At 61.2% G+C, this 23302-nt stretch carries 20 protein-coding genes and 2 pseudogenes; 4 read left to right on the top strand and 18 right to left on the bottom strand.

Annotated features, from left to right (window positions below; genetic code table 11):
* Positions 1 to 16: 16 nt before the first annotated feature.
* Positions 17 to 619 (bottom strand): NAD(P)H:quinone oxidoreductase, encoded by a 603-nt coding sequence (wrbA, locus tag BLU17_RS21730; protein ID WP_092001082.1) that lies wholly within the window; start codon positions 617 to 619, stop codon positions 17 to 19.
* A gap of 513 nt (positions 620 to 1132) precedes the next feature.
* Here wrbA and BLU17_RS21725 point away from each other — a divergent pair.
* Together BLU17_RS21725 and BLU17_RS33885 are read left to right on the top strand one after the other, a co-directional pair.
* A complete protein-coding gene (locus BLU17_RS21725) occupies positions 1133 to 1855 on the top strand; it encodes a pirin family protein (RefSeq protein WP_092001079.1) in 723 nt (240 codons plus the stop codon).
* A 762-nt stretch (positions 1856 to 2617) separates the two neighbouring features.
* Positions 2618 to 3568, top strand: a pseudogene (locus tag BLU17_RS33885) (glycosyltransferase family 87 protein); the annotation flags it as partial.
* Between the two features lie 154 nt (positions 3569 to 3722).
* Here the strand turns inward: BLU17_RS33885 and BLU17_RS21715 are convergent.
* From BLU17_RS21715 to BLU17_RS21640, 16 genes are all read right to left on the bottom strand, one after another.
* A complete protein-coding gene (locus BLU17_RS21715) occupies positions 3723 to 4910 on the bottom strand; it encodes a glycosyltransferase family 2 protein (RefSeq protein ID WP_092001341.1) in 1188 nt (395 codons plus the stop codon).
* 5 nt (positions 4911 to 4915) lie between these two features.
* Positions 4916 to 6199: a glycosyltransferase family 87 protein gene (locus tag BLU17_RS21710; protein WP_092001074.1), complete on the bottom strand. Its 1284-nt coding sequence runs from the start codon at positions 6197 to 6199 to the stop codon at positions 4916 to 4918.
* Positions 6196 to 8061 (bottom strand): TadE/TadG family type IV pilus assembly protein, encoded by a 1866-nt coding sequence (locus tag BLU17_RS21705; protein WP_092001071.1) that lies wholly within the window; start codon positions 8059 to 8061, stop codon positions 6196 to 6198. Before BLU17_RS21705 ends, BLU17_RS21710 begins: the two co-directional genes overlap by 4 nt.
* Before the next feature lie 47 nt (positions 8062 to 8108).
* Positions 8109 to 8837: a TadE/TadG family type IV pilus assembly protein gene (locus tag BLU17_RS21700; RefSeq protein WP_143189310.1), complete on the bottom strand. Its 729-nt coding sequence runs from the start codon at positions 8835 to 8837 to the stop codon at positions 8109 to 8111.
* On the bottom strand, positions 8825 to 9343 hold the full coding sequence (locus BLU17_RS21695) for a TadE/TadG family type IV pilus assembly protein (protein WP_092001066.1): 519 nt from the start codon (positions 9341 to 9343) through the stop codon (positions 8825 to 8827). Before BLU17_RS21695 ends, BLU17_RS21700 begins: the two co-directional genes overlap by 13 nt.
* Entirely contained in the window at positions 9340 to 10218 is an 879-nt protein-coding gene (locus BLU17_RS21690; protein WP_092001064.1) for a tetratricopeptide repeat protein, read from the bottom strand. The genes BLU17_RS21695 and BLU17_RS21690 overlap by 4 nt, the downstream gene beginning before the upstream one ends.
* Positions 10215 to 11186: a type II secretion system F family protein gene (locus tag BLU17_RS21685; protein WP_092001062.1), complete on the bottom strand. Its 972-nt coding sequence runs from the start codon at positions 11184 to 11186 to the stop codon at positions 10215 to 10217. Before BLU17_RS21685 ends, BLU17_RS21690 begins: the two co-directional genes overlap by 4 nt.
* A complete protein-coding gene (locus tag BLU17_RS21680) occupies positions 11183 to 12169 on the bottom strand; it encodes a type II secretion system F family protein (protein ID WP_245746964.1) in 987 nt (328 codons plus the stop codon). Before BLU17_RS21680 ends, BLU17_RS21685 begins: the two co-directional genes overlap by 4 nt.
* Positions 12166 to 13581 carry a TadA family conjugal transfer-associated ATPase gene (locus tag BLU17_RS21675; protein WP_092001059.1) on the bottom strand — a complete coding sequence of 472 codons (1416 nt, stop codon included), beginning with the start codon at positions 13579 to 13581 and terminating at the stop codon, positions 12166 to 12168. Before BLU17_RS21675 ends, BLU17_RS21680 begins: the two co-directional genes overlap by 4 nt.
* Positions 13581 to 14807, bottom strand: coding sequence for a CpaE/TadZ family protein (locus tag BLU17_RS21670; protein WP_092001057.1), 1227 nt, complete (start codon positions 14805 to 14807; stop codon positions 13581 to 13583). Before BLU17_RS21670 ends, BLU17_RS21675 begins: the two co-directional genes overlap by 1 nt.
* A 37-nt stretch (positions 14808 to 14844) precedes the next feature.
* The gene (locus BLU17_RS21665; protein ID WP_092001054.1) at positions 14845 to 15213 is read right to left on the bottom strand and encodes a CpaD family pilus assembly lipoprotein; all 369 of its coding nucleotides are present in this window, start codon (positions 15211 to 15213) and stop codon (positions 14845 to 14847) included.
* A 17-nt stretch (positions 15214 to 15230) separates the two neighbouring features.
* Entirely contained in the window at positions 15231 to 16526 is a 1296-nt protein-coding gene (locus tag BLU17_RS21660) for a type II and III secretion system protein family protein (RefSeq protein WP_245746963.1), read from the bottom strand.
* 199 nt (positions 16527 to 16725) lie between these two features.
* Positions 16726 to 17673, bottom strand: coding sequence for a Flp pilus assembly protein CpaB (gene cpaB, locus BLU17_RS21655; protein WP_092001048.1), 948 nt, complete (start codon positions 17671 to 17673; stop codon positions 16726 to 16728).
* 26 nt (positions 17674 to 17699) lie between these two features.
* On the bottom strand, positions 17700 to 18227 hold the full coding sequence (locus BLU17_RS21650; RefSeq protein WP_092001045.1) for an A24 family peptidase: 528 nt from the start codon (positions 18225 to 18227) through the stop codon (positions 17700 to 17702).
* Positions 18228 to 18285: 58 nt separating this feature from the next.
* Positions 18286 to 18468, bottom strand: a complete 183-nt coding sequence (locus tag BLU17_RS21645) for a Flp family type IVb pilin (RefSeq protein WP_245746962.1) — start codon at positions 18466 to 18468, stop codon at positions 18286 to 18288.
* A gap of 1789 nt (positions 18469 to 20257) precedes the next feature.
* Positions 20258 to 21277, bottom strand: coding sequence for a LysR family transcriptional regulator (locus BLU17_RS21640; RefSeq protein WP_143189309.1), 1020 nt, complete (start codon positions 21275 to 21277; stop codon positions 20258 to 20260).
* A gap of 42 nt (positions 21278 to 21319) precedes the next feature.
* Between BLU17_RS21640 and BLU17_RS21635 the strand changes: the two genes are divergently transcribed.
* Together BLU17_RS21635 and BLU17_RS21630 are read left to right on the top strand one after the other, a co-directional pair.
* Complete coding sequence (locus BLU17_RS21635) at positions 21320 to 22237, top strand: LysR family transcriptional regulator (RefSeq protein WP_092001039.1); 918 nt, start codon at positions 21320 to 21322, stop codon at positions 22235 to 22237.
* A 281-nt stretch (positions 22238 to 22518) separates the two neighbouring features.
* Positions 22519 to 22932 (top strand): DoxX family protein, encoded by a 414-nt coding sequence (locus BLU17_RS21630; RefSeq protein ID WP_092001036.1) that lies wholly within the window; start codon positions 22519 to 22521, stop codon positions 22930 to 22932.
* 221 nt (positions 22933 to 23153) lie between these two features.
* On the opposite strand, the pseudogene BLU17_RS32555 reads toward BLU17_RS21630, so the two are convergent.
* A pseudogene (locus tag BLU17_RS32555) lies at positions 23154 to 23302 on the bottom strand (ectoine hydrolase DoeA); the annotation flags it as partial.

The raw sequence follows: 23302 nt of genomic DNA, 5'->3' as shown, positions 1-23302 counted from the left end.
CGCCCTGCGCGGCCTGTCAGGAGGCGAGCTTCGATGCCAGCTCGGCGACGTGCTTGCCCTGGTAGCGCGCGATCTCCAGTTCGTTCGCGCTCGGCTGACGGCTGCCGTCCGCGCCGGCCAGCGTCGTCGCGCCGTACGGCGTGCCGCCGGTGATTTCGTCCATCTTCGTGAGGCCGGCGCATGCGTACGGCACACCGACCACGACCATGCCGTGGTGCAGGAGCGTCGTATGGAACGACGCAATGGTCGTTTCCTGGCCGCCGTGCTGCGTGCCGGTGGACACGAACACGCTGCCGATCTTGCCGACCAGCGCGCCCTTCATCCACAGGCCGCCAGTCTGGTCGAGGAAGTTGCGCATTTGCGCCGCCATGTTGCCGAAGCGGGTCGGCGTGCCAAAGAGGATGGCGTCGTAATCAGCGAGTTCGTCGACCGTAGCAACGGGCGCTGCCTGGTCCAGCTTGATGCCGGCCGCCTTCGCCTGCTCGGCGGGAATCGTCTCGGGCACACGCTTGAGCGTCACGGTCGCACCGGCGACCGATTTCGCACCTTCGGCAATGGCGTTCGCCATCGTTTCGATGTGGCCGTACGACGAGTAATACAGCACCAGAATTTTTGCCATTTGGAATCTCCAGGTTTACATGGCGACCTGAAAGGTCGATTTGCACCGCAGTCCGGCGCGCCGCAATGACGTGCGCAACGCCATGCGCGGCGCACCCGTTTCACCATCAACATCGTGTGGGTGATGCTCACGACTCGGGAGAGTCGAACCTTGACTTCGGTATTGCACTGAGGACTTTCTGAGACGGACTCATACAGCGGTGCCCGCGTCATCGTGCACCGCCTGCGCCGTTTCGCGTGCAAGCCGGCGACAGCGAGCGATACGCGCAAAGCTTACGCGAACACGATAGGGAGTCAATCGCGTCCAGCGTTACTTTGTGTCGCGTTTTAGTTGACGAATAGCCATTTCGCAGGCGTCGCGCGGGCGTGATTGTTCGAGGCGACGCGCACGAAAGGCTTGATTCGTTGCGTCAACAAAATCGCGACTGAGAGTACCCGCAGAGCGGCTTGTTCCCGTGAAGCATCCACGTTACTTTCAGCCGACTTCGTAACAGCATCGCTCAAGGAGTACATGATGATTCAAGTACGAGCAGCCAATGAACGCGGCCGTGCCGAGCACGGATGGCTCAGTTCCCGTCACAGCTTTTCCTTCGCAAGCTACTATGACCCGAAGCAGCCCGGCTACTCCGATCTGCTCGTCATCAACGACGACCGGGTTGCGCCATCCCAGGGCTTCGGCACCCATCCGCACCGCGACATGGAGATTCTCTCGTACGTTCTCGAGGGCGCGCTGGAGCATCGCGACTCGATGGGCACGGGTTCGGTCATCGTGCCCGGCGACGTGCAACTCATGAGCGCCGGCTCCGGTGTCACGCATAGCGAATTCAATCATTCGAATCGCGAGCGCGTGCATTTCCTCCAGATCTGGATAGTGCCCGACGAACAAGGCGGCAAGCCGCTGTACCAGCAACGGAGCATTCCGGCTGCGGAGAAGCGCGGGCGCCTTCGGCTCATCGCCTCGCCGGACGGCTTCGCGGATTCGCTCGTCATCAAGCAGGACGCGCGCATCTTCGCCGGACTGCTCGATGGAGAGGAGCGCGCGACATACCCGCTGGCAAACGACCGCTATGCCTACGTGCACGTCGCGTCGGGTTCGGTGAAGCTGAACGGCACGCGTCTCGTCGAAGGTGACGGGGCGCGCATTCGCGCAGAATCGGCTCTCGAATTCGCCGAAGGCGAGAACGCGGAAGTCCTGCTGTTCGATCTGCGTCCGCTCGACAAAACCATCCGCGGCTAACCTGCGCGGCGCCCAGCATCTGCGGCGCATTACCTGAGAATCGACTCCGCCGGCCGACACCGAAGTGGAAGTGGCACACCATGATCTCGAAACGGATTCGACAAATTTTCCCGTTCAGGGATACCTTTCCGCGCGTGGGAAAAAATCGTCGATCAACGCAGGTTTTGACGAGCATCGGTTAGCACCATTGAATTTCACCGGCACCAGGATGTAGCGGCGCGGATGGCCCCTGCCCGGCTTGTGAAGCTCGCGCTGGGCAGTGTTCGAAATGATTGGCCGGCGAGGCGGAATCCTCCAATGGGGACCACCGTATGCGGATGATCTTATCCTCTAAAACTCGTAACGATGAGATAATGGCTAATTCGTAAACGGTCGCGTTTTCCCTATGTCCAGGAACATCCGCTTCGTCATAATCGACAGCATCGCTACCGCCACGCATCTTTCCGCCGCCTGGCCAGCTTTCAACTGGAGCATTGCAGATTCGGCAACTCCCAACCTGCCATTACGGTCTCGTTTCCGCCGCAAACATTTGCGAGCTTCGCCAGCAGGCCAACGGTCTGTCCAGGCTTCGATTTTTCGGGGCTTGTGCCGCTGACAAGCGGTCGCCAGCACATCTGGACATCCACGCTCTTTGTCGTCTGCTGCGTTTTAGTGTGTTCGTATATGTAGACCAGAGACGGTGGACTTGTCGAATGGAAGGCTGATACGGTAATCATTGCCGACGCTGACCTGTGCACAGCGCCAGAACATTCCGCAATAACCATGACTGCCCAACAGACTCCCACGAAAAGCGCCGCCGCTTCCCATTTACTGCTGATTTTCGTGTCGAGTTTCCTGCTCAGCGCGCAGTTCATCCCTCTCGCGCTCAGCCTCGCCGCGCGGTATATCTTCGGCTTTCACGCACTGACCGTTGGCCTTGACTTCGGGATTTTTTGGGCCGCAGCCCGTGTCGAACTGGCGCACGGCGCGGCAGCGGTATTCTCGCCTCGCTGGATGCAACCGCTGGAAGCCATGGTGCGCGCCACGTCGCACTATGATCCCCTCCCTTATCCGCCAACTTTCCTGCTCGTCATCCGTCCACTGGGCTATTTGAGCTATCCAGGCGGCCTCTTCCTGTTCCTGTCGCTCGGCATAGGTGCTTATCTCGCTGTTGCGCTATCCATGGGCCGCCGCCTGCAAAAAACACAGCGTCAGTCCATCTTGATCGCCGCTCTTGGCGGGATGCCATTGGCGATCTATGCGGGACAGAATACGCTTTTCACCGCCGCCGCCGCGGCCGCGGCGCTTATGCTGATGGAGGCGACTCCCGTTTGCGCAGCGGCGTTTCTCGCTGCACTCGCAATCAAGCCGCAACTGGCTGTGCTCTTCCCGCTCGCGCTCATCTGCGGACGCCGCTGGAAAATGTTGCTCGCCGCCAGCGTTTTTTGCTCGATATTCGTGCTGTCGAGTATCGCAATCCTGGGGACCGAGGCATGGTCGTCATTTTTCTCCTGTCTTTCCGAATTCAAACAAGCCGCATTGCTGAATGGCCGGGATCATTGGTTCGGGATGCCGACCTTATTCGCCACCGCGCGACTCCTTGGTGCGCCGGTCGTTGTGGCCTACACAGTCCAGGCACTAGCCGCCATTCCAGCCGCACTTGCGATAGCCTATCTTTGGCTTGTGAATGCACGGTACGAATTGAGGGCTGCGGCCTTGCTCGTCGCCAGCCTGCTGGTACAACCTTATTTGATGAGCTACGACCTCGCGTGGCTCGGCTTTCCGGCGGCGCTTCTGATACGCGACGCGGCAGCGGCCAGGCTAACGCGCCTGGACCGGCTCGCAGTCGGCGCAGCCTGGTCGATGCCAGCGTGTGAATTGACTGGCGCTATATTTCATTCGCCATTTCATCTGGCGCCCGTCGCGATGCTCTTGATGTTGACTGCGATCGTACGGCGGCATCTGGCATCGCATTCCCAGATGCAACGTCTTTCCGCGCCGGCTGACGAACGCTCCGAACCTCTCGCCGAACCGTGTGGCTGACGCGTTTTTGCCGTCGGAATCCGCGTATGCTCTCGGCGAAACGCGGATCGCTCACCGTTTCGGCTGCGCAATAGCGTTTCCGAACCAGGTAAATTGGCCGTTGTTTCGACTCGTCATAAATCCGGCCGATGTATTCGCCAATCACGCCGATACCGATAAGCTGGATTCCTCCTATGAACAGGACTGCCGAAAATAGCGATGCGTAACCGGGCACGGGATTGCCGAACAGCAACGTGCGCACGACCATGAACGCGCCGTAACAAAAAGTGAGCAGGGCAATCAATGCTCCGACGTACGTCCAGCCACGCAGCGGAACCGTACTGAAACCCGTAATGCCTTCTATCGCGTAGTTCCACAAGCGCCAGCCCGAAAAGCTCGAACGGCCCGCGCTGCGCTGAGCTCTTTCGTAGTGGAGCGTTATGGCCGGAAAGCCTACCCACGCGAAGAGCCCTTTCATGAATCGACGCCGCTCCGGCAGCCGCCGCAGCGCTTCGACGACTTGCCGGTCCATCAACCTGAAGTCGCCGACGTTGGGCGGGATCTTCACATTCGACACGGCATTGTGCATGCGATAGAAGAACCCGGCCGTCACGCGTTTCGCGAACGAATCGGTACTGCGGTCGGCGCGATGCGCCAGTACGACCGGCGCCCCATCCCGCCAGCATTGGATCATTTCGGGAATGAGCGCCGGCGGATCCTGCAGATCGGCATCAATGACGATGACGGCATCACCTCGCGCGTCGTCGAGACCGGCGGTTAACGCCGCTTCCTTTCCGAAATTACGAGTCAGATCAAGTACGCGAATGCGTGTATCGTCGGCGGCAGCCGCGAGCAACTGGTCGAGCGTGCCGTCATCGCTGCCGTCGTTGACGCAAACGATCTCGAAACGGAACCCCTGAAGGGAGGAAATGACCGCTCGTATTTCCGTGAAGAACAGATTGACCGCATCACGCTCGTTATGAAACGGGGTGACGATAGAAACGAACGGAACCTGTGGTCGATTGGACCGTTTCAATATGTCGGCGCTGGCCATCATGGTTATCGGAAGCTCCCCGCAGCGAACGCAGCAATGCGGCGTCCTTCTGCGACGTGGCTCTCCTTGCGTACCCGCGTAACGAGCGCTGCGAGGGCGGCCAGAGTCATGATGGGCAGGAACTGGAAATGAGTGTGTGGTACGACCAGTAGCCCCATTAGCGGACCGAATCCGAGCAGGATGAGCCCCTCACGCTCGTAGCGCCGGAAGCCGTGGGCCAGCCCAAATCGGCCATACCAGGCAATGACGATGCCATACCACGTCAGGTCGTAATCGTAAAGATACGGACTGAAAGCGAGCGTCGCGCAGACCAGCGTCGCCGCGCGCAATTCGTGGGCGGCTGGCCGGGACCAGACGTAGACGATTGAAGCGACAGCCGCGCATGCCGATGCCGCCTGCAACACATAAGCCGCAGCGACCGGCATGGACAATTGCCTTGCCAGCGCAAAAAAAGTGGGAATGCGAGGCAGCAGCTTGTTGTCGGCAATGACCATATGCTGTATCTCCCGCAGGCTGTACACGAAAGCAGCGAGTGTTTCCACGCCGAACAATCCGACCGATATCGCGCTCAGCGCAACCGCGGTCGCTCCCGTTACCACTAGCGTTTTCCATGAGCGCGAGCAGATCAATGCGAGCGGTATCAATACGGCGAGATGCGGCTTGATGCACAGCAGTCCTAGCGCAACGCCGGCCCATACGGGACGCCGCGGCAAAAGTGCCAGCCCGAAACCCATAAACGAAGCAGTCAGCAGGCCGTTCTGCCCCGACAGTGCCGTGATGATCACACCCGGGAAGGCCAGTGCGAGCAAGGTCGAAATCCTGCCGGGCACGATCGCGTTGATGGCCACGACGAAAACCACGAGCGTCAGGCCAAAAAAAAGCCAGGCCGAGAGCTCGTAAGGAAGCAGCGCTACGGGGTAGAGAAACAACAGGAATGTCGGCGGATAAACCCAGGGCAAGATGCCCTTGAGATCAGGCACGGCGGATTTTTCCACGGCACCCAGCAATTTCAGGCTGTACGCCTGTGCGGCATGCCCTTGCAGTACAAGATGCGAAGCACTCCAGAACGCAATGTAGTCCCGTGCCTTGCTGGCGAACGAAAACTGGTGCAGCCAGTTTGCATGAACGATTTGCGCCACGGGAACAAGGATGTATATGAGCAACAATGCACCTGAGTAGACGCACAAACGTTGCCGTGTCAGCCAATGCCGCCGCCGGCTATCGCATTTGCCTGCATGGCTCTCCGGCACCACCGGTAGCTCGATCGATGCGTTGTCGGGCGTCGTCATTGCGTGAGCCTCAGCACGCCGATGTTCGTGGCGATCTGCTGGAAAACCGTATTCAGCGCCGAGTTGCTGGACGCGGAGTAGTAATCGCCAGGCGACGCGCACGACTGCAACCCCGTATTGGCGGCGGCCCCCGAACCGAACGCGATCGTATAGATCGTGATGCCCGCACTCTTGATCGCCGTGCAGACCGCTGCCTGATAGGAGTTGATGTCGTTCAGATTGATCTTTCCACCGGCCAGCGTACCGCCGGGGTCATCCGGACTCGCCACGGATGGTGCCTGCAGGCTGTTGGTGCCGACGCCGGAAAGCCCGTTGAAATACGTGACCTCCTGGCCCGGAATGTTGCTCGAACTGACGTCGTTCTCCCCATCCGTCATGAGGATGATCACGCGCTGCAGCCCCAACGTGCTTTCCGGCAACGGCAGCGGGGTCGTGATGGTCGGACGCTGGTTCCACGTGCCGGCCCAGTTCGAAGACAGCATGCGCCACCCCCACAATAACCCCGTCGGGATGATCGTACTGCCCGCCGGCTGCATCGCATTGATCGCATTTTTCAGTTGCTTCGAGTCGTTGGTCAGGAACGTCACTGGCGTGCCAATGCACATATTGTTCTGATTCAACGTATAAGCGTTATTTGACGACGTCTGGTTCCATGCGCTGATCGGCAGTACCGAGCTGTTCGTGCTGCACGTGCCCTCACTCCCGGATCCGACTGTCGCGGGAACGCCCGGGATAGTGGAACTCGTGCAACTGCCGAATAATCCAAATAGCCAATACTGCGACGTATAGACCGTGAGCCCCCCGGGCGGCACGTTGTAGTAGTAAGGCGTGAACTGGATATAGGGCGACGTCGTTGACGCCGTGGTCGCGGACGGCGAATAGGCCAGCGCGGCAAGATTGCCGGCGCCGTCGCGCGGCTCCGCTGTGCAGCCGCCCCATCCGCTACCACTCCACGCCCACGACCCGTTCGAGAGGCTGACCTTCGGCGAACCGCTCATCGACACGCCGGTCGGGTTGTAGCTGAACGTCTGGTTGAGCCACGCCCCCGGGCTCAGCGCCGCGGAAATCGTCGCTCCATTGCCATCCAGCCATGGCGGTGCCATCCCGACATTGACCGTGCTGGCAAATGGCACGATCCCGATGTAGTACCTCGACGCCCCCGACTGGCCGAACAGTTGCGTCACCAGCGTGGTGGCTGCCGTCTGCAGACCATAGATCTTTTCCTTCGAGAGCGTGTTCGTGGAGCTGCCGCTGGGCGTCTGGGCCATTGAACCGGTGTTGTCCAGCACCAGCGCCAGTTCCAGTGTGCTTTGCGGAATTCGCGTCACCTGGTCCGTGGCACCGACCTGCATGTCGTTGCCACCGGTCGACCCACCGCTGCTGCCCGTGCTGTTCGATGCCAGAAACGACGGCATCATCAACGGCAACTCACCGGTCGCGGAAAGCTGCACCACCTGGCCCCCGCTGCCACTTGAATTGTTCGTGCAGGTCGCCGTGAAATTGCTGCTCGAAAGCAGCAGGTCGAGATAGCCGCCCGGCATGTTCGTGCTGTAATACTTGAGCGCGTCGCTCTGCCACGCGGTCAGGTTCGTCGGACAGGCCGTGCTCCCGTAGTGCCCCATGTCCACCGATGCGGCGAGGTTCGCCGCATCGAGCGCGGACTGCATGCGGGCCTGCGAAATGGCGTACCGGCCGAGGTCGATCGACATCGACAACGCGCCGAGCATCACGCTCGCGCTGATCGCGAACACCAGCGAGACCGCTCCGCGATCACGGCCGGCGAGGTATTTACGACATGGCGCGAGCACGGCCATCGCACCAAGGCGAGCGGAACGGACAAGGGTGGCGAGATTCGTGATCATCTGGGCTGCCTCACGCGAGCACTGGCTTCATCGGCGGGTGACCCATGTCAGGAGCCCACGATGACCGTCGAACCCGAACAGCCGGCCGACAAACCGCTTCCCGCCGTGACGGCAGTACCGTTGGTGTTCATCAATGGCATGGAGGTCCAGTTCATCGCGCGCTGCCGCGTATAGACCCGGCGGTATAGAACAGTCGAACCCGGCGCGCCGGGCCAGAACGTGGAAAGCAGAGGAAACGGGGTATAGCGGTAGAACACCTCGATTACGAGCGCCGCGTCGCCCTGATAGAACGGCCAGGTGGACGGCAGAACGTTGCTGGGCGTTATCTTCGAGGCCATGTCCGCGATCGAGCTGGCCTCGGCCTGCCAGCAGATGGCCGGTGTGCCGCTCGACAAGGACGGCGTGCCGACCACGTTCCATCCGCAATTGTTTTCCGAAGGCGACTTGTCGCAAATGGAAGTCACGATCACGTTGCCGTTAGCCGCCAATGTATCGGGACTGGCAAGCCAGTTCGCGTCCGCCCATAGCGAACCCAGATTGTTTGCGCTGGCCGTGCCCGATGCATCCGTCACATTCGGCATCTGCCCGAGCGAATTGGCGAGCGCGAATGCCGCGTGCTCGACCATGCTCACTGCGCGCAGGTACAGATACACCTCGGTGAAACCGAACAGCATGAGCACCATCACAGGCACGATGATGACGACTTCGAGCGCCGCCGCCCCGCGTGAGCGGCGCCGCCCGCATCCGGCTTTCCGGGCCCCCGTTAGCTTGAACATTGTTCGTTTTGCACGATGAAGTTGCGCTGGAAATTCAGGTTGGGCATTCCGAACCACGAGGCCAGCCCCGTGAAGGCCGGCATGCTGACCTGGATGTTGTACATCTCCACGTCTCCGCAGTTGCCCGCTCCGGTGGTGGGTGAGTAGGTGGACGAACCGAAGTTGCTAAAGTTCGAATAGTCGTATTCCGTCACGCTCACCGTTGCGCCAACGTTCTGCCACATGCCCAGGTATCGCATCACGATCTGCTGCGCTTGCGCCTCACGCGTGCCGGTCGCGGGCGCAGTCACCGTCAGTCCGGCTCGTGAAGCCGCCTGGGCCGCGATCTGCACGGTAACGTCGACGGTCATATCGAGCGCGAACTCGATCGTCGCGACGATCAGAAAAAACACCGGCAGCGAGGCCAGCGCGAATTCGATCGCGCTGGTGCCCCGTTCGTCCCGCGGCAAAGTCCGCAGACGCCGCCAGGCAGAGAGGCAGGGCCGCGAGCGGACCAGATCTTTCATTGCGCCTTTTGCTCCGTAGAGAAAGCGGGCTTGCCCGTTCCCGGCGGATTGGCTTGTGCTTTGGCCAGACGCATGCGCTGCATTGCGTAATAGCGCAGATTGTCCTGCGTCGATTTTTTTGGCAGATCGGCGTTCAGAATTTCCTCGGCGGCATCGTCGTTGCCGAGCATGCCGTAGGCCAGCGCCAGATTCTGGCGCGCCTCGGCCGGAGCAGCCGGAAAACGCGTGACGTCGAGCAGCACGTTCACACCCTCGCGCGGCTTGCCCCCCAAGACCAGAGAAAGCCCCAGATCGGTCTCCAGCCGCGGATCGCCCGGATTGGTCTGCAGTGCGGAGCGCAGGACCGACTGGGCTTCGTCGTGGTGCCCCTGCATGTCCAGTGCCGTGCCGAGCCCCGCCGCCGCCATCGGATCATTCGGGGATAGCGCGAGCACGCGCCGGTACCCGGCAATGGCGTCGTCCAGGCGCCGTTGCCGGATGGCCACCCGGGCCTTGCCCGTCATGGCCGGCAGCGCTTGCGGTTCGAGCGACAGCGCCTTGTCGTAATACACGTTCGCTCGCGTATGGTCGCCCTCCGCATAGAGCGTATCGCCGAGGCCCGTCAGGCCGGGCACCGAATCCGGGTGGGACCGGACGATCTGCATGTAGATGGTGGTGGCCAGATCGAGATTGCCCGAAGCCAGCGCGGCCTCTGCCACGTGCAGTTCGCCTTTGAGGCTCAGGGTGGTCGGGCTGGACACCGGCTCGACCGGCCCGATGCTTTGCTTGACCGTGGTCGAGCAAGCCGCCAGTACGAGGAGCGACACGGCCGTACCCAGCCTGCGCGCCGCGGCGGCGGAAATCAAACGGGCACGGAATGAGCGAGTGAGTTTCATGTCAGGTGCTTGAGCGATGTAGCGAGTTGCATGATGGCTGGTCCGGCGGAAATCGCGATGACGGCCGGCAAGATGAACAGCATCATCGGCACGACCATCTTCGGTGCGAGCTTGGCTGCGGTTTCCTCGATGCGCACGATGTGGGCGGTACGCTCGATGCGCGAAAGCGTGCGCAGTGCCTGCGAGATAGGTGTGCCGTAGCGCATCGACTGGATCAGCGTCGAGATCAGGGCGCGTACCGGCGCCACGTCGACACGGTCGGCCATGGCTTGAAGCGCGCGCGCGCCGTCGCCGGAAAGATGCAGCTCGTCGGCGGTCAATGCAAACTCCGATGCCAGTGCCGGGCAGATGAGCGCCATCTCCTGAGCGACGCGACGCAGCCCTACACCGAGGCTGTTACCGGCATTGGTGCAGATGACGAACAAATCGAGCGCATCGGGAAAGTATGCAAGGATCTGCTTTCGGCGGCGGCGGGAGTAAATGTCCAGCGCGTATTCGGGCACGATCATTCCGAACATGAATGCGGCAAACATCATCAGCATGCGGATCGGTAAAACGTGGCCGAGCGCGAACAGGTCCGCTACATACAGTACGACCAGAGCGGCCCATACCAGGCCGGAAACAAATTTCGCGGCGATCAGCGTCGGCACTGCGCTGGAACCGCGAAAGCCCGCTTTGACCAGATCCTGTGCCAGCTTCAGCCGCTGTTCGGACGTGAAGAGCGGCATGCGCTCGCCAAACCGGATCAACGGCGCCATGAAACGGCTGGCGATGGCAAAGCCTTTTCCGGGCGTGTCTTCGCTCGACGAATCGGCGCCCCTGGCAGCATTCACGCCCACCTGGCGTACGCGCTCGGCAATCCGGCCCCGGTACCCACCCCGGTTGAGCGCCCACCAAAGGACGAGCGCGCCGAGCAGCGCCAGCAGCATGAACAGATTGACCAGCAAATCGACAGGCATCGCGTTCATCGCGAGGTATCCAGGTTGGCGATCCTGTTGATGACGGCAACGCCCGAAATGATCGCCGTCACGGCGAACGTCAATATGGAACGGCCAGTCGGCGTAGTGAACAGCACCATGACGTAGTCGCGATTGGCCACGTACAGCGTCAACATGATGAGAACCGGAATGGCTGCGAGAATCTTGACCGTAATCCGTGTCTCCGCCGTCAATGCTTTGGTCTTCTGACGAATTTCGCGGCGAGCCCGCACGATCCCTGCCAGGTTCTCTAGCGTCTCGCCCAGTTGTCCGCCCGTTTCGCGCTGCAGCAGCAGGCACACGCAGAAAAAGGAAAAATCGGCTACATGCACGCGTTGCACCGCAACGGTCAGCACTTCCTCCAGGTCCATCCCCACCTGGAGCGAATCGCCGATGCGCTCGAACTCGCCGGCCAGCGGCTGTGGAGCGTCCCTGGCAACCACGGGCAATACCTGAACCACGGGAACGCCGGCGCGCACCGCACGCACGATCATGTCGATCGCATCGGGCAACGCAGCCAGAAAGCGTTCGCGAAACCGGTCGACGAACATCTGGTAGATGCGTTGCATGGTGAACACCGGCAACGCGAGCGCCAGCCCGACCTGGAGAATGGTCGGCACCGGCGTGAACCGCGGGAACGCCAGTGCCACACCCAATGCGACAACGCCGCCGGCTATCACGACCGGCATTCCGCGCGGCGCGACGGTGCGCAAGCGGTCGCGGCGCGCACGGAACCACCGGATCACGACATGCGCTTCGTCAGACCGCCCCAGCACATGCCCTTTGATGATCGCCCGGACTTCGCTCGAAGCCGTCGCGTCGGACGCCGCTTCCGGAAACAGTGCCGCGACGCGTGCCCGGATCAATGCTTGCGGACGATGATTGCGGAGGTCCTGCCAGATCATCAGCATGATGCCGACGATCACCGCGCAAAGGAAACCGGCGATGGTGGCGAGGTTGACGACGGCGTTCACGCAACGGCCCCCAGCAACGCTTCCTCGAGCCCATAGTACGAGGCCCGTTCGGTGAATGCCGGCCGCAGGTGTGCGTTTTCGAAGCCGCCCTTCACCTCTCCGTCGTAGGCCGTGACGTCGTAACGGAAGGTGAACAGATCCTGAGTGATGATCACCTCGCCCTCCATGCCCGCCACCTCGGTTACCCGTGTCAGCCGGCGTACGCCGTCGCGCATCCGCTCGACCTGGACGATGAGGTGCAGCGCGCTTGCGATCTGCCGCCGGATCGACGCCAGCGGGAGATTGCCGTTGGCCATCGTCACCATGCTTTCGAGCCGGGTCAGGCTATCGCGCGGCGTATTGGCGTGGATCGTGGTCATCGACCCGTCGTGGCCCGTGTTCATCGCCTGCAGCACGTCGAAAGCTTCCTCGCCGCGCGTTTCACCGAGGATGATGCGGTCGGGGCGCATCCGCAGAGCGTTCTTCACCAGATCGCGCTGATTGACGCCACCCCTCCCCTCGGTGTTTTCCGGCCGCGTCTCGAGGCTGACCACGTGAGGCTGCTGCAATTGAAGTTCCGCCGCGTCTTCGATCGTCACTACGCGCTCGCCGTTATTGATGAAATGCGAGAGCGCATTGAGCAGCGTGGTCTTGCCGGAACCCGTGCCGCCCGAGATCAGCACGTTCAGGCGGCAGGTGACCGCGATCTTCAACACGTGCGCCATGGCGAGCGACATGTTTCCCTGATTCACCATGTGCTGGACGGTGAGGTTGCGCTTGGAAAATTTACGGATGGAGATGGCGGGTCCACGCAATGCCAGCGGCGGCAGTACCACGTTGACGCGGCTGCCGTCGGGCAGGCGGGCATCCACCATCGGGCTGCTTTCGTCGACGCGCCGGCCAACACCCGCCGCGATGCGCTGCGCCACGGTAGTCACGTGCGCATTGTCGCGAAACCGGTACGGCGTGAGTTCCAGCTTGCCGCGCCGCTCGACGTAGACCTGATCTGGGCCGTTGACGAGTATGTCGGTCACAGCCTCGTCGGCGAACAGCGGCTCGATCGGCCCCAGCCCGAACATGTCGTTGAGCAGTTCCTCGACGATTTGCCCTTGTTCGGAGAGCGGAATGTTCAGGCGCTCGCGCTCGATGACTGCGGCAACCAGCGGCCCGAGTTCGGGTTTGAACTGTTCGCGGCTGTAATTGAGCACTGAAGAGGCATTCATGGTCGACAGCACGGCATTGCGCACCGTCTTGTACGTTCCCGAGCGCACGAGCGACGTATCCGGAGCGGCATTCGCGTCGTTCCGAGCCTCGACTGCGAGCAACGGCCCCAACGGGTTCCCGTCGATTCGCACCTTGGGTTCAAGCGTTTCGGCATGAGCCTCGCTGGGCGCGGAGGCCGGTCCAGTGACACGTTTTTGACCGAATTGCATCACATCCTCGACTTGAGCCGTTGCCACAGACTGGTTTGCACAACCGTGTTCTGGTTGTTGCCGGTCAGATCGTCGGCCAGGCGCACGATCATCTGCTCGAACGCTTGTGACTTGCCGGCCGCCAGGGGCACGCCGACGTTTTCGGCAATCGCAAGGGCGCTACGTTCGAACGGCACCTCGGCCAGCACGGGCCGACCAATAGCCGCCTCCAGGTCACCGGGATCTACCTTGCCCGCCGTCACCATGTTCGGATTGTTGAGTAGAACCGAAGTAACGGGCCGGCCCGTACTGCAGGTTTCGATATACCGGATGAGCCGGACAGTCTCACGGACGGCATGAACCGAGCGGTCCGCCACCACGTAACTGCGCGCGGCGCGGCCGAACGCTTCCTCGGCCAGCGGGTCGGCGCGCTCGCCGATATCCAGGATCACGTAATGGAAGCTCGACACCAGCAAATCGAGCACGGTCCCCAGCGCAGCCTCGCCGAAGCGACGATCGTCGCCCCATTCCAGTTGCGCGGACAACAACAATAGCCGCGAGTTCTCCACGGACTGCATCGCGCGCTCGAGATAGGCCGGGTCGAGCCGATGCACGTTCTGCAGCACATCGAGCAGACCGTTGTTGCTCGTCAGGCCAACCATGCTGGGGCCGGCGCCACCGTGCAAGTTCAGGTCCAGATACACGACGCGACGCCGCGAGTGCGCCAGGTTGCAGGCCAGGTTGATCGCGATCGTGGTCGTGCCCACCCCACCGCGCGCGCCGACGAAACTGAGCACCTTGCCCGCCCGCTCTTGCGACACCGGCATCGCGCGGCCTTCGCGCAGGTTCATCGTGCGCTTGAGCAGTCCGACGGTCAGCGGCTTGACCAGATATTCGCGCACGCCGATGCCAAGCAGACTACGGTAGAGGCCGACATCGTTGCGCTCGCCGAGCGCGATCACTTGCACCGACGGTTCGCAGACGCTGGCAAGCCGCGCCAGATCCGAAAGCGGCATTTCGGAGCTCTGCAGATCGACGAGCAACAGCTTCGGCGAACGGTCCATGCTGGACAGCCGCGCGATGGCATCCTCAATGCCGCCTTCCTCGATATGCGTATGCGGAACGGCCTCGTCCAGAACGAAGTTTTTCAGTACCTGCTCGGACTCCCGGTCCGCGACGAACGCAACGAAGTCGGCGGCGATCCCGTCGGACTTGCCGGGCTTGATGAAGGATCCAATCATGCTCATGTGAAATCCGGGGGGCGATGTGGGTTCAGACGGTTCGTTACTTTGCGTCGCGCGAAGATTGCTTGTCGAGCGGCGTGACCTTGTCCTGCTCGTAACGGCGCATCGCATTGGCTGCTACCGCAGCATCGGCCGGCCCGACGGGTGCAGGCTGCTCCAGGTCGCGCGGATTCGCGACCTGTGCGGCCAGATTCGAGTAGGTCGCACAGCCCCATGCCACCGCGGGCTGCTTCAAACCGGCGTCGGTGAGCCCGGACCGCACGGCAAGCTGCCTGCAATCCGGCGACACGGCCACGCCGTCGTTGTCGCGGATTATCGAGGCGTCAGGCATGTCGAACGGGGGATGAATACACCCGCCCAGCAGCGTGGCAAGCAAAACGAACGGAGCAAACAGGATCCTCAATCGCATTGTCATGGTCGCTCCAGTCAATAAACGTATCCGGCCCGGCCCACCAGACGCGGCTGGCCGTCCGCGTTCCCGTCGGCCGCCCTGGCGCCCTTCGAGCCGTACGCGTGCTCGAAGCTGTATTCGATGTCGCCCACCGGCCGCATGACCGAATCCAGCGCGTCATGCAGCTTGTCCGGACTGGTCGGCTCGACCAGATACGGCGTCACGATGATGACCAGCTCGGTCTTGTTGTTCTGGTAGTTGCTCGACGAAAACAGCTTGCCCAGTACCGGTATCGAACCGAGGCCGGGTATCTGCGTAATGGTGTTGCTCATGTTGTTTTGCAGCAGCCCCGCAATGGCAAAGCTCTGACCGCTGGCGAGTTCGACCGTGGTATTCGCGCTTCGAACGCTGAGGCCCGGAATCGTGATGCCGCCGGTGCTGATGCTGACTGACGAATCGATCTGGCTCACTTCGGGCCGGACCTTGAGGCTGATCCGGCGGTCGTTGAGCACGGTCGGCGTGAAGTCCAGCTTCACGCCGAACTGCTTGAATTCGACGTCGATTGCGCCGTTGGTCTGCGAAACCGGAATCGGGTACTCGCCGCCCGCGAGGAAACTGGCCGTCTGCCCCGACAATGCGACGAGATTCGGCTCGGCCAGCATCGTCAGCAATCCTTCCTGATTCAGCGCGTCCAGCAACATCTGGATGTCCCAGTGTTTCGTCACGAAACCGGTCAGCAACGAGAACGCGCCGTTCGACGCCAGACTGACCGCCGTGCCGCTGCTACTGGTGCTGCTCGTAGTGTAAATACCGCGGCCGTTGAACAGCCCCGTATACCAGTTGCCGGCGGAGCCGAGCGATTGCCAGTTCACGCCCAGTTGCTGTGTGACGGTACGGTCGACCTCGGTCATGCGCACGCGTAGCTGCACCTGCAACGGACGCGCGATCGTCATGCGATTCACGAGCACCTGCTTTTCCGCCAGGTACGGCGTGATCATCTGCACCACGGCATCGGCGACATCCGAACCCGACACTTCGCCCGAGACCTGCAGCGAACCCGCCCCGGCGTCGATCCGCAGATTGGCGTCAGGGAAACGCGCCGACATCATGCGGCGCAACGTGTCCAGATCGGCGCCGACCAGAACGCTGCGCTTGAGCAACTGCGCGCCGTTCGCCGTCAGTGCGAACAGCGTCGTCGTACCGGGCTTCTTGCCGAGCAGCACCAGCGTGCGCGGGGTCGGCATGTGCACGTCGGCTACCTCCGGATCGGCCACGAAAACCGAACTGGCATCCTGATCGAGGCGCACGAGCACTTCCTGGCCAGCCGTCACGCTTACGCTACCGCCGGCAGCAGCACGCGTACTCGCGGAGACGGGTTCGGCCTTCCGCCCCCCGTACACCGATGCAGGCCGGCTTGTTTGCGCTTGCGCGCCGACAGCCATTGCCAGCCCGACTGCCAATACCGCCGTGCACGCCACCGCAGGCCACCTGCTTGACCCCACCCTGGATAGATAAATTGGTTTCATGTTCTTATTGCGGCAAGGGCTGCGTCGGAAGCGGAGGCACTTGACCACCGGCGCGTAGCGGCACAGTCGAGTCCTCAGCCAGATTTTTTTGCGAACCGCGATAAATCATCACGGCCTGGCCTGTGGCGACAGCCTGCGACTTGTTGCCCGCCGGTCGCGGTAGCGCGCGCACGGCGCGAGAGATATCGCCGGCCCAGACGGGCGCGGGCGGAGCGGAAGCTGCGTCGGCGGAATCGGTGCCGGGATTGCGGCTGGCCACGGCGAAGCTGCGCAGGGCCAGCGACAAACTACCGAGCCGGGCCGCCACGGACACGACCTCGGCCCTCTCCGGCGTAACTTCCAGGGTGACGGTACGCGCCCGGTTGCCCGCATCGGGTGTATTGCCATCCGTCTTCGGACGCTGAATGACTGAACCGACGGCCAGCACGCGCACATGCTGGACGATGGTTTCGCTCGACACAGCGAGCGCCGGCTCGTCGGTACGGCCGCTCATCTGCTGGGTCAGCAACAGGTCGACATAGTCGCCCGGCTCGATCAGGCCCGCATTGCCCGAGACCTCGTCAATCGCAACCGATACCGCCCGCATGCCCGGCTTGAGCGTGGCGGCCAGGAAGCCCGGGTCGCCCGGCAAGATGACTTCGTCGGACAAGACGGGCTGACCGGCCGACACGGCTTGACGCAGCAACGCACCTTTCAGCTCGATTGCATTGGCCGTATCGCCCTCCAGCTGCGCACCGGCCCGCACGCTGGCCGCCGGCATCTCCTTCCAGGCGAGATCGGCGTCTCGCAGCAGCAGGCCGGCGGGAAGATCGGCGGCCGCCACGCGCACACGTTTCGTAGCGGGCGGCTGCTGACTGTGCGGAGTGGTCATTGCCTTGACGACGAAACGCACCATCAACGCAACAAGCAGTGCCCCCACCAGGAGGACTGCCAGTTTTATTATCTTGGACATATAAAGCAAAGGCCCGAAGTCGTTCTCTAATGCATCACGAAATGCGCTATCGCCCCGGGCAACCAGAGCGGTAACAGAATTGCCGCGCTGCCGCCCGCCGCAAGCGCGACTCCATATGGCACTCCGCGCCGACAGGAAAAGAATGCGAGACCACGCATGGGTCCGAAGCACGCAGCAGGATCAAGTCGACGTGTCGCGAGGCCAAGCAGGGCAATGAACAACCCGGTCACGGCAACCAGCATCAGCGTCGACGTAGCGACCAGCAGGTTGGTGCCGACCCACAAGGCGAGCGCCGCAATCAGCTTGACGTCGCCTCCGCCCAGCATGTTCATCAGATAGAGGCCAACGCACAGCACGGCTGCTACCGCTGCAACCAGCACATGCCCGCCCGTCTCCGACAAGGACATGTGCGCCAATGCCGCATCGGTAAAAAACAGTATGGCGACCGCCAGTACGCCCTTGTTGGGCAAACGGCGGTCGCGTACATCCGTCACGGCAAGCCAACCCAGCGTCCCCATCGCCGCCAGCCGGACTACGAGTGAAAGCAAAGACATCGCCACCTCTCATTGAGCTCACGCCATATGCGCGAAACTCGGGGGAATTTCAACCGGATCAGGAAGTCGCGCTGCTGATCTGGTTGCTCAGCGAGCCGAAGCCACTCTTGAGTGCGGTCGACAGATAGCCGACACCGACAGCAACCGCTGCAACGATGACTCCTGCCAGAATCGCGTACTCCAGCGCGGTCACACCGCGTTCGTCGCGCACGAATTTCTTGACGAATTGACGAATTTTCATATTGCGCCTCAAAAAAAAAACGTTGGTCGATCGCCCGGATCTCCCGGTCGCTGTGGATTCCACGAACCGGCATCATAGCTGCGCGAACTGGATTTCACCGGGTGGAAAAGACGAGAAAAGCCCGCTCAATTCGGCTCATCAAATTCTGCCAGACTTGTGGCGCGCTTTAACCGCCTGGAAACTTAACGGCCATATCGAGAAAAACTTTAAGAGACGTACACCAGTAATTCATCACTGAAATTTACAGCGATCTCATGGAATACAGATTTTTCGCGCGACTATTAAAGGCCAAACGTTTGCACTCAGCCATTATCGAAAAGTGAATCAAAAAAAGAGGCGGATCAGCGTGGCGTCATCGCATGCAAAGAAATTCGTACTCGACTTCGCAAATTCAGCACTTGCATAACAACTAATGGCCAAACGTTTGCGCGGAAAGAAAATAAAAAACATTCGGGGAAATTCCTCTGGTTCGCAAATGGATCCGTCCCTCGAAACACCTGCAAGTATCTTCGGAGCAGTGTCATTTTGACAACTCCACGCTGCAGCACGATAGCAACGCGATGCGTTGCTCACCTGCAATCAGCCTGCAAGCGCATCGGGCTCGGGCTAGAGTGCCAACCACTCAGCAGTGCTTCATCCGGACAATGGCATTGCGTTAAGCATGCGGAACATTTCAACTTGCATGTCCTGGAACGATCCAGACAATCGGTCCGTGCGGCGGACCGTCCTGACGCCTCGATTCGTCGGGGTATTGCGATCCTAAATTCCACTTGCGGGCCGCGCAGGCGATCGATGAGACCGGTGCACTCTTCTAGCCAAACCTGGCGCATGCGACAAAATGCGGCAATGCCCTGTTGCCCCATCGTCTTGATTTCGCCGAAGCGCACAGTGGACCGCGCGGCGGCTTCACAAATTGCTTAAGCATCCACCGTATCATCCTTGCAACCCGCATTGCCCTTGCGGTATGAAACAACAAACTACGGTGCGATTAGCTCTACCCTGCGGCCCCTTGCAGAAAGTCTGCACCCAGTGATGGATGGATGAGCAGACCTCCGTCGCAACATCGCACGGTTGCAGTCGTGCCATGAACCCCGAAAATCGCTCCACAGAGAGGGAGCAATGCAGCATAAGGCTGCTTTTTCGACTAACACCATGCGGGAGGTGAGGTTGGTGTTGACGGTGCCGGAGCGTCGGCGGCGCTGAACAGCGGAGCGGAATCTGGCAAACGAGAGCTCGATGCAGGAGTCCGTTTCGATCATTGCACGTCAGCACGACGTGAATCCGAACGTTATTCAAGTGACTCAAACGGTACCGGGACGGGAGCCTGTCAGCGGCCAAGGCGGAGGAGTAAGTGGTTCCGGCGTGTAGGTACGGGTTGATTGCGCTCAAGCAGATTTGCGAATCTGCACGGATTCCCGGCGAGAAGACGAGGGGATCGAGATTCTCTGGAAAACAGTCGGTATGGTCGGGCAAAAGATGTATGGCCTCAGTCCAGTTCCCCAAGCGAGCACTGGCAAACGAAGCCGTTTGAGCAATTGTTTTCGGCCTTTTTCGAGTCCCCCCTTTTGACAACAAGACCATGATGGGATGTGCGCGCCGCCCCCCAATAAATTGGGCCGGCCATGAAAGACGCTTTTTTCTCCGGGGTTAACGAACACCCGACCCATAGCTCTATCAATGCCAGGGCTTTTGCACACCTTCCTTAATTTATTGATCGCTGAAAGCGGACCATCCTCATCGCATAACAGTCCGAACGATATGAACGCAAGCCGTGACGCTAGGCAGTGGCCTATGTTTCGATCCTGCTTACGAGATGGTCGATGAACGTACGAACCTTTGCCGGCAGAAACGCGCGACTCGCATATGCAATCTGGTATCTGGAAGACGGCAGTTCGTATCCGCTCAGAAGGCGAACCAGCGTACCTTCAGACAAATGCTGCCGAACCAGCGTCATTGGAAAAGCGCCGATGCCCATGCCGTTCAGTGCCGCGTCTCGCAGCACGTCAACGTTGGCCGCAACGAACGACGGCGCCGCCCGAAACTCGAACTGCTCTCCGTCGCGCTCGAACACCGCAGACGAAAGGTCGAAGTCGCCACACGGCGTCGCCAGCATGTCATGCGCTTTGAGCTCGGCCGGATGGGCGGGTTTGCGGCGCTTTCCGAGGTACGACGGCGCGGCGCACAACACCACCTCATCGTGTATGAGCGGGCGCGTGATCAACGTCGAATACCGGTTCACGGACAACGGTATGACGCCGACGTCATAGCCGTTCTCGATCAGGTCGTACTCCCCATCTTCGAGGAACAGTTCGACGTTCACGTCCTTGTACAAGGCGCGAAAACTCGAAATGTTCTTGACCAGGACACTCGTGGCGAAGTTCGTGGGCGAAGCAATTCGCAGCGTGCCTTGAGGTTTGGCAGGCATGTCCCCAAGGCGCTTCTCCGTTTCTTCGAGCGATTCGAGAATGCGCGCGACATTGGAAGCGTATAGCTCGCCCGTGGTGGTGAACGACAAGCTATGCGTGTTCCGGTTAATCAGGCGTATTCCGAGCGTTTCCTCGAGCTGCGCAATCCAGCGGCTGAGAGACGCGGTCGAAACGCCCACCGCCTTTGCGGCGCGCGTGAAGCTCCGGTGCTTGTAGACCGCAGCCAGGGCTCGCAGTGAATCGTAGTGTTTGACTCTCATCGTTTGCGTAAACCGCCGTGAATCCACGGAATGTGCCGCCGAGAATGTCGGGTGCGTCGTAACGACAACTCGTCGGATCGCTAAAGATGTGAGTGAGTCTACGTCAATGCAAAGTTGCTTCAAGTATGATAGCGACTACTCTGAGTCACGAATTGGTTGACAATCATGCAACTCGAAGATGTGCGGATTTTCGTCGCGACGGTCAACGCAGGCAGCTTTACCGCAGCGGCTGACCAGTTGCAGCAGTCGAAGCAATACGTCAGCCGGCGCATGGCGTCGCTGGAAGAGACACTTGGCGTGCGGCTACTGGTCCGCAACACGCGCAAGCTCACCGTCACGGACCTGGGGCGTGAGTTCTACGACCACGCGCAGCGCATTCTGGAAGCGGTCTCCAACGCCGAAGAAGCCATCTCCGAGCGGCATGGCGTGCTGCACGGCGCGTTGCGCATCAGCGCCCCGCTGTCGTTCGGCACGCGCCACCTGTCGCCGCTGATTATCGAGTTCATGAAGCTGCATCCCCGCGTGCAGCTCAACGTCGAGCTGAGCGACCGCCGCTCCGACCTCATCGGCGAAGGCTTCGACCTGGCATTGAGAATCGGCCCGCTTGCCGATTCCACGCTCATCGCCGCCTCGCTCGGCGACCTGCCGATGACCGCCTGCTGCAGCCCAGCCTACGCGAAGCGATACGGCGTCCCTGCATCTCCGGGGGACCTTGCGCGCCATACGTGCCTTCTCTACGGCAAGGAAGGCACGACGGGCTGGGAGTTCGTGATCGACGGAAACCGCCAGATGTGCGACGTCAAGGGAATGCTCGTGGCCAACAATGGCGAGCTGGTGCGCGACGCCGCCGTGGCCGATTCCGGCATCGCCTTGCTGCCTTACTTCATCGTCGGCCCGGCGATCGAAGACGGGAAGCTCATCCCTGTCCTCGAGTCCTTCGCCCCGCCGCCGCTACGGCTGAGTGCCGTGTATCCCCAGCATCGCCAGGGCTCGCTCGCCATGCGCACGTTCCTCTCGTTCCTGCAGGAGCGCCTCGCCGGCACGGTCGTCCGGCCTCGCGTCCAGCGCGTCCGGCACGATTAGCCCTTCCGGGGTGTCCCAACTCACAGCGCGTTCCGCAGCGAGCCGGCAAGGTAAGGTCCGGGCAGCGCGATTGTCAACTTTTCCGTGACTCTGAATACGCCGTCACCAGATTGATCCGACGCGTCGGTTGCGTAAAACTTCGTCCCATTGATGCAGGCCCGGCAATGACGCGTTCCGTTCTCGTCAAGGGCCCACCGATGATCCCGATAACGCTGCAAAGCCTTCGCGTGCAACGCGGGTCCGGCGATGAATCGCATCCCACCTGGTTAAAGGAATCAATCATGCGTTATCTTTCTCTCGACAATCAGCGCGATGGCTTCATCCTCGCTGCCCGCGTTCTGATGATGGTGCTCTTCGTCCTGTTCGGCTGGCAGAAGCTGGCTGGCTTCGCCGGCACCGTCGGTTACATGGCTTCCGTTGGCGCGCCGCTCCCCACACTGTCCGCAATCATCGCCGTGGTCGTCGAGCTTGGATTCGGATTCCTGATTGCCATCGGCTTTTTCACCCGTCCCGTTGCGATCATCTTCGCCGTCTACACCGTCGCCACGGCACTCATCGGCCACCGCTACTGGGCGCTGACGGGCATGGACCAGTACATGGCGATGATTAACTTCTACAAGAACGTCAGTATCGCCGGTGGCCTGCTGCTTCTCGCAGTGACCGGCCCGGGTCGCTACTCTGTCGACGGAAAGTAAGGTCGACACAGGATACAGGGCGCCATACGCCGTCCAGTCGCATATCGTTTTGCCTGAATTTTGGCCTCTTCGGAGGCCGCTTTTTTTGCTCGGGTTTTTGGCGCGCGCATCGGGCATGGACGTCTCGCCCGCCGCGGCGGATCGGGGAACCAGGCCCATGATCGCGCCGCGACGCCGTCGAGATCGAGACGGCCGGCCATATCTGCGAAGCTCGCGTCGGCTTATGCCTTCACGAACAGTTTGCGCGGCGTGTTGCAGAGGGTCTCGACGCCGGCTTCGGTTATCAGAATGCTTTCGGTGATTTCGAGGCCCCAGTCGTCGAGCCACAGGCCCGGCATGAAGTGAAACGTCATGCCGGGTTCGAGGACCG

It is taken from the genome of Paraburkholderia lycopersici (assembly GCF_900096975.1).
Classification (GTDB): Bacteria; Pseudomonadota; Gammaproteobacteria; order Burkholderiales; family Burkholderiaceae; genus Paraburkholderia; species Paraburkholderia lycopersici.
Note: the sequence above shows the minus strand (reverse complement) of the source record. Positions and strands in the feature narration are given on the sequence as shown.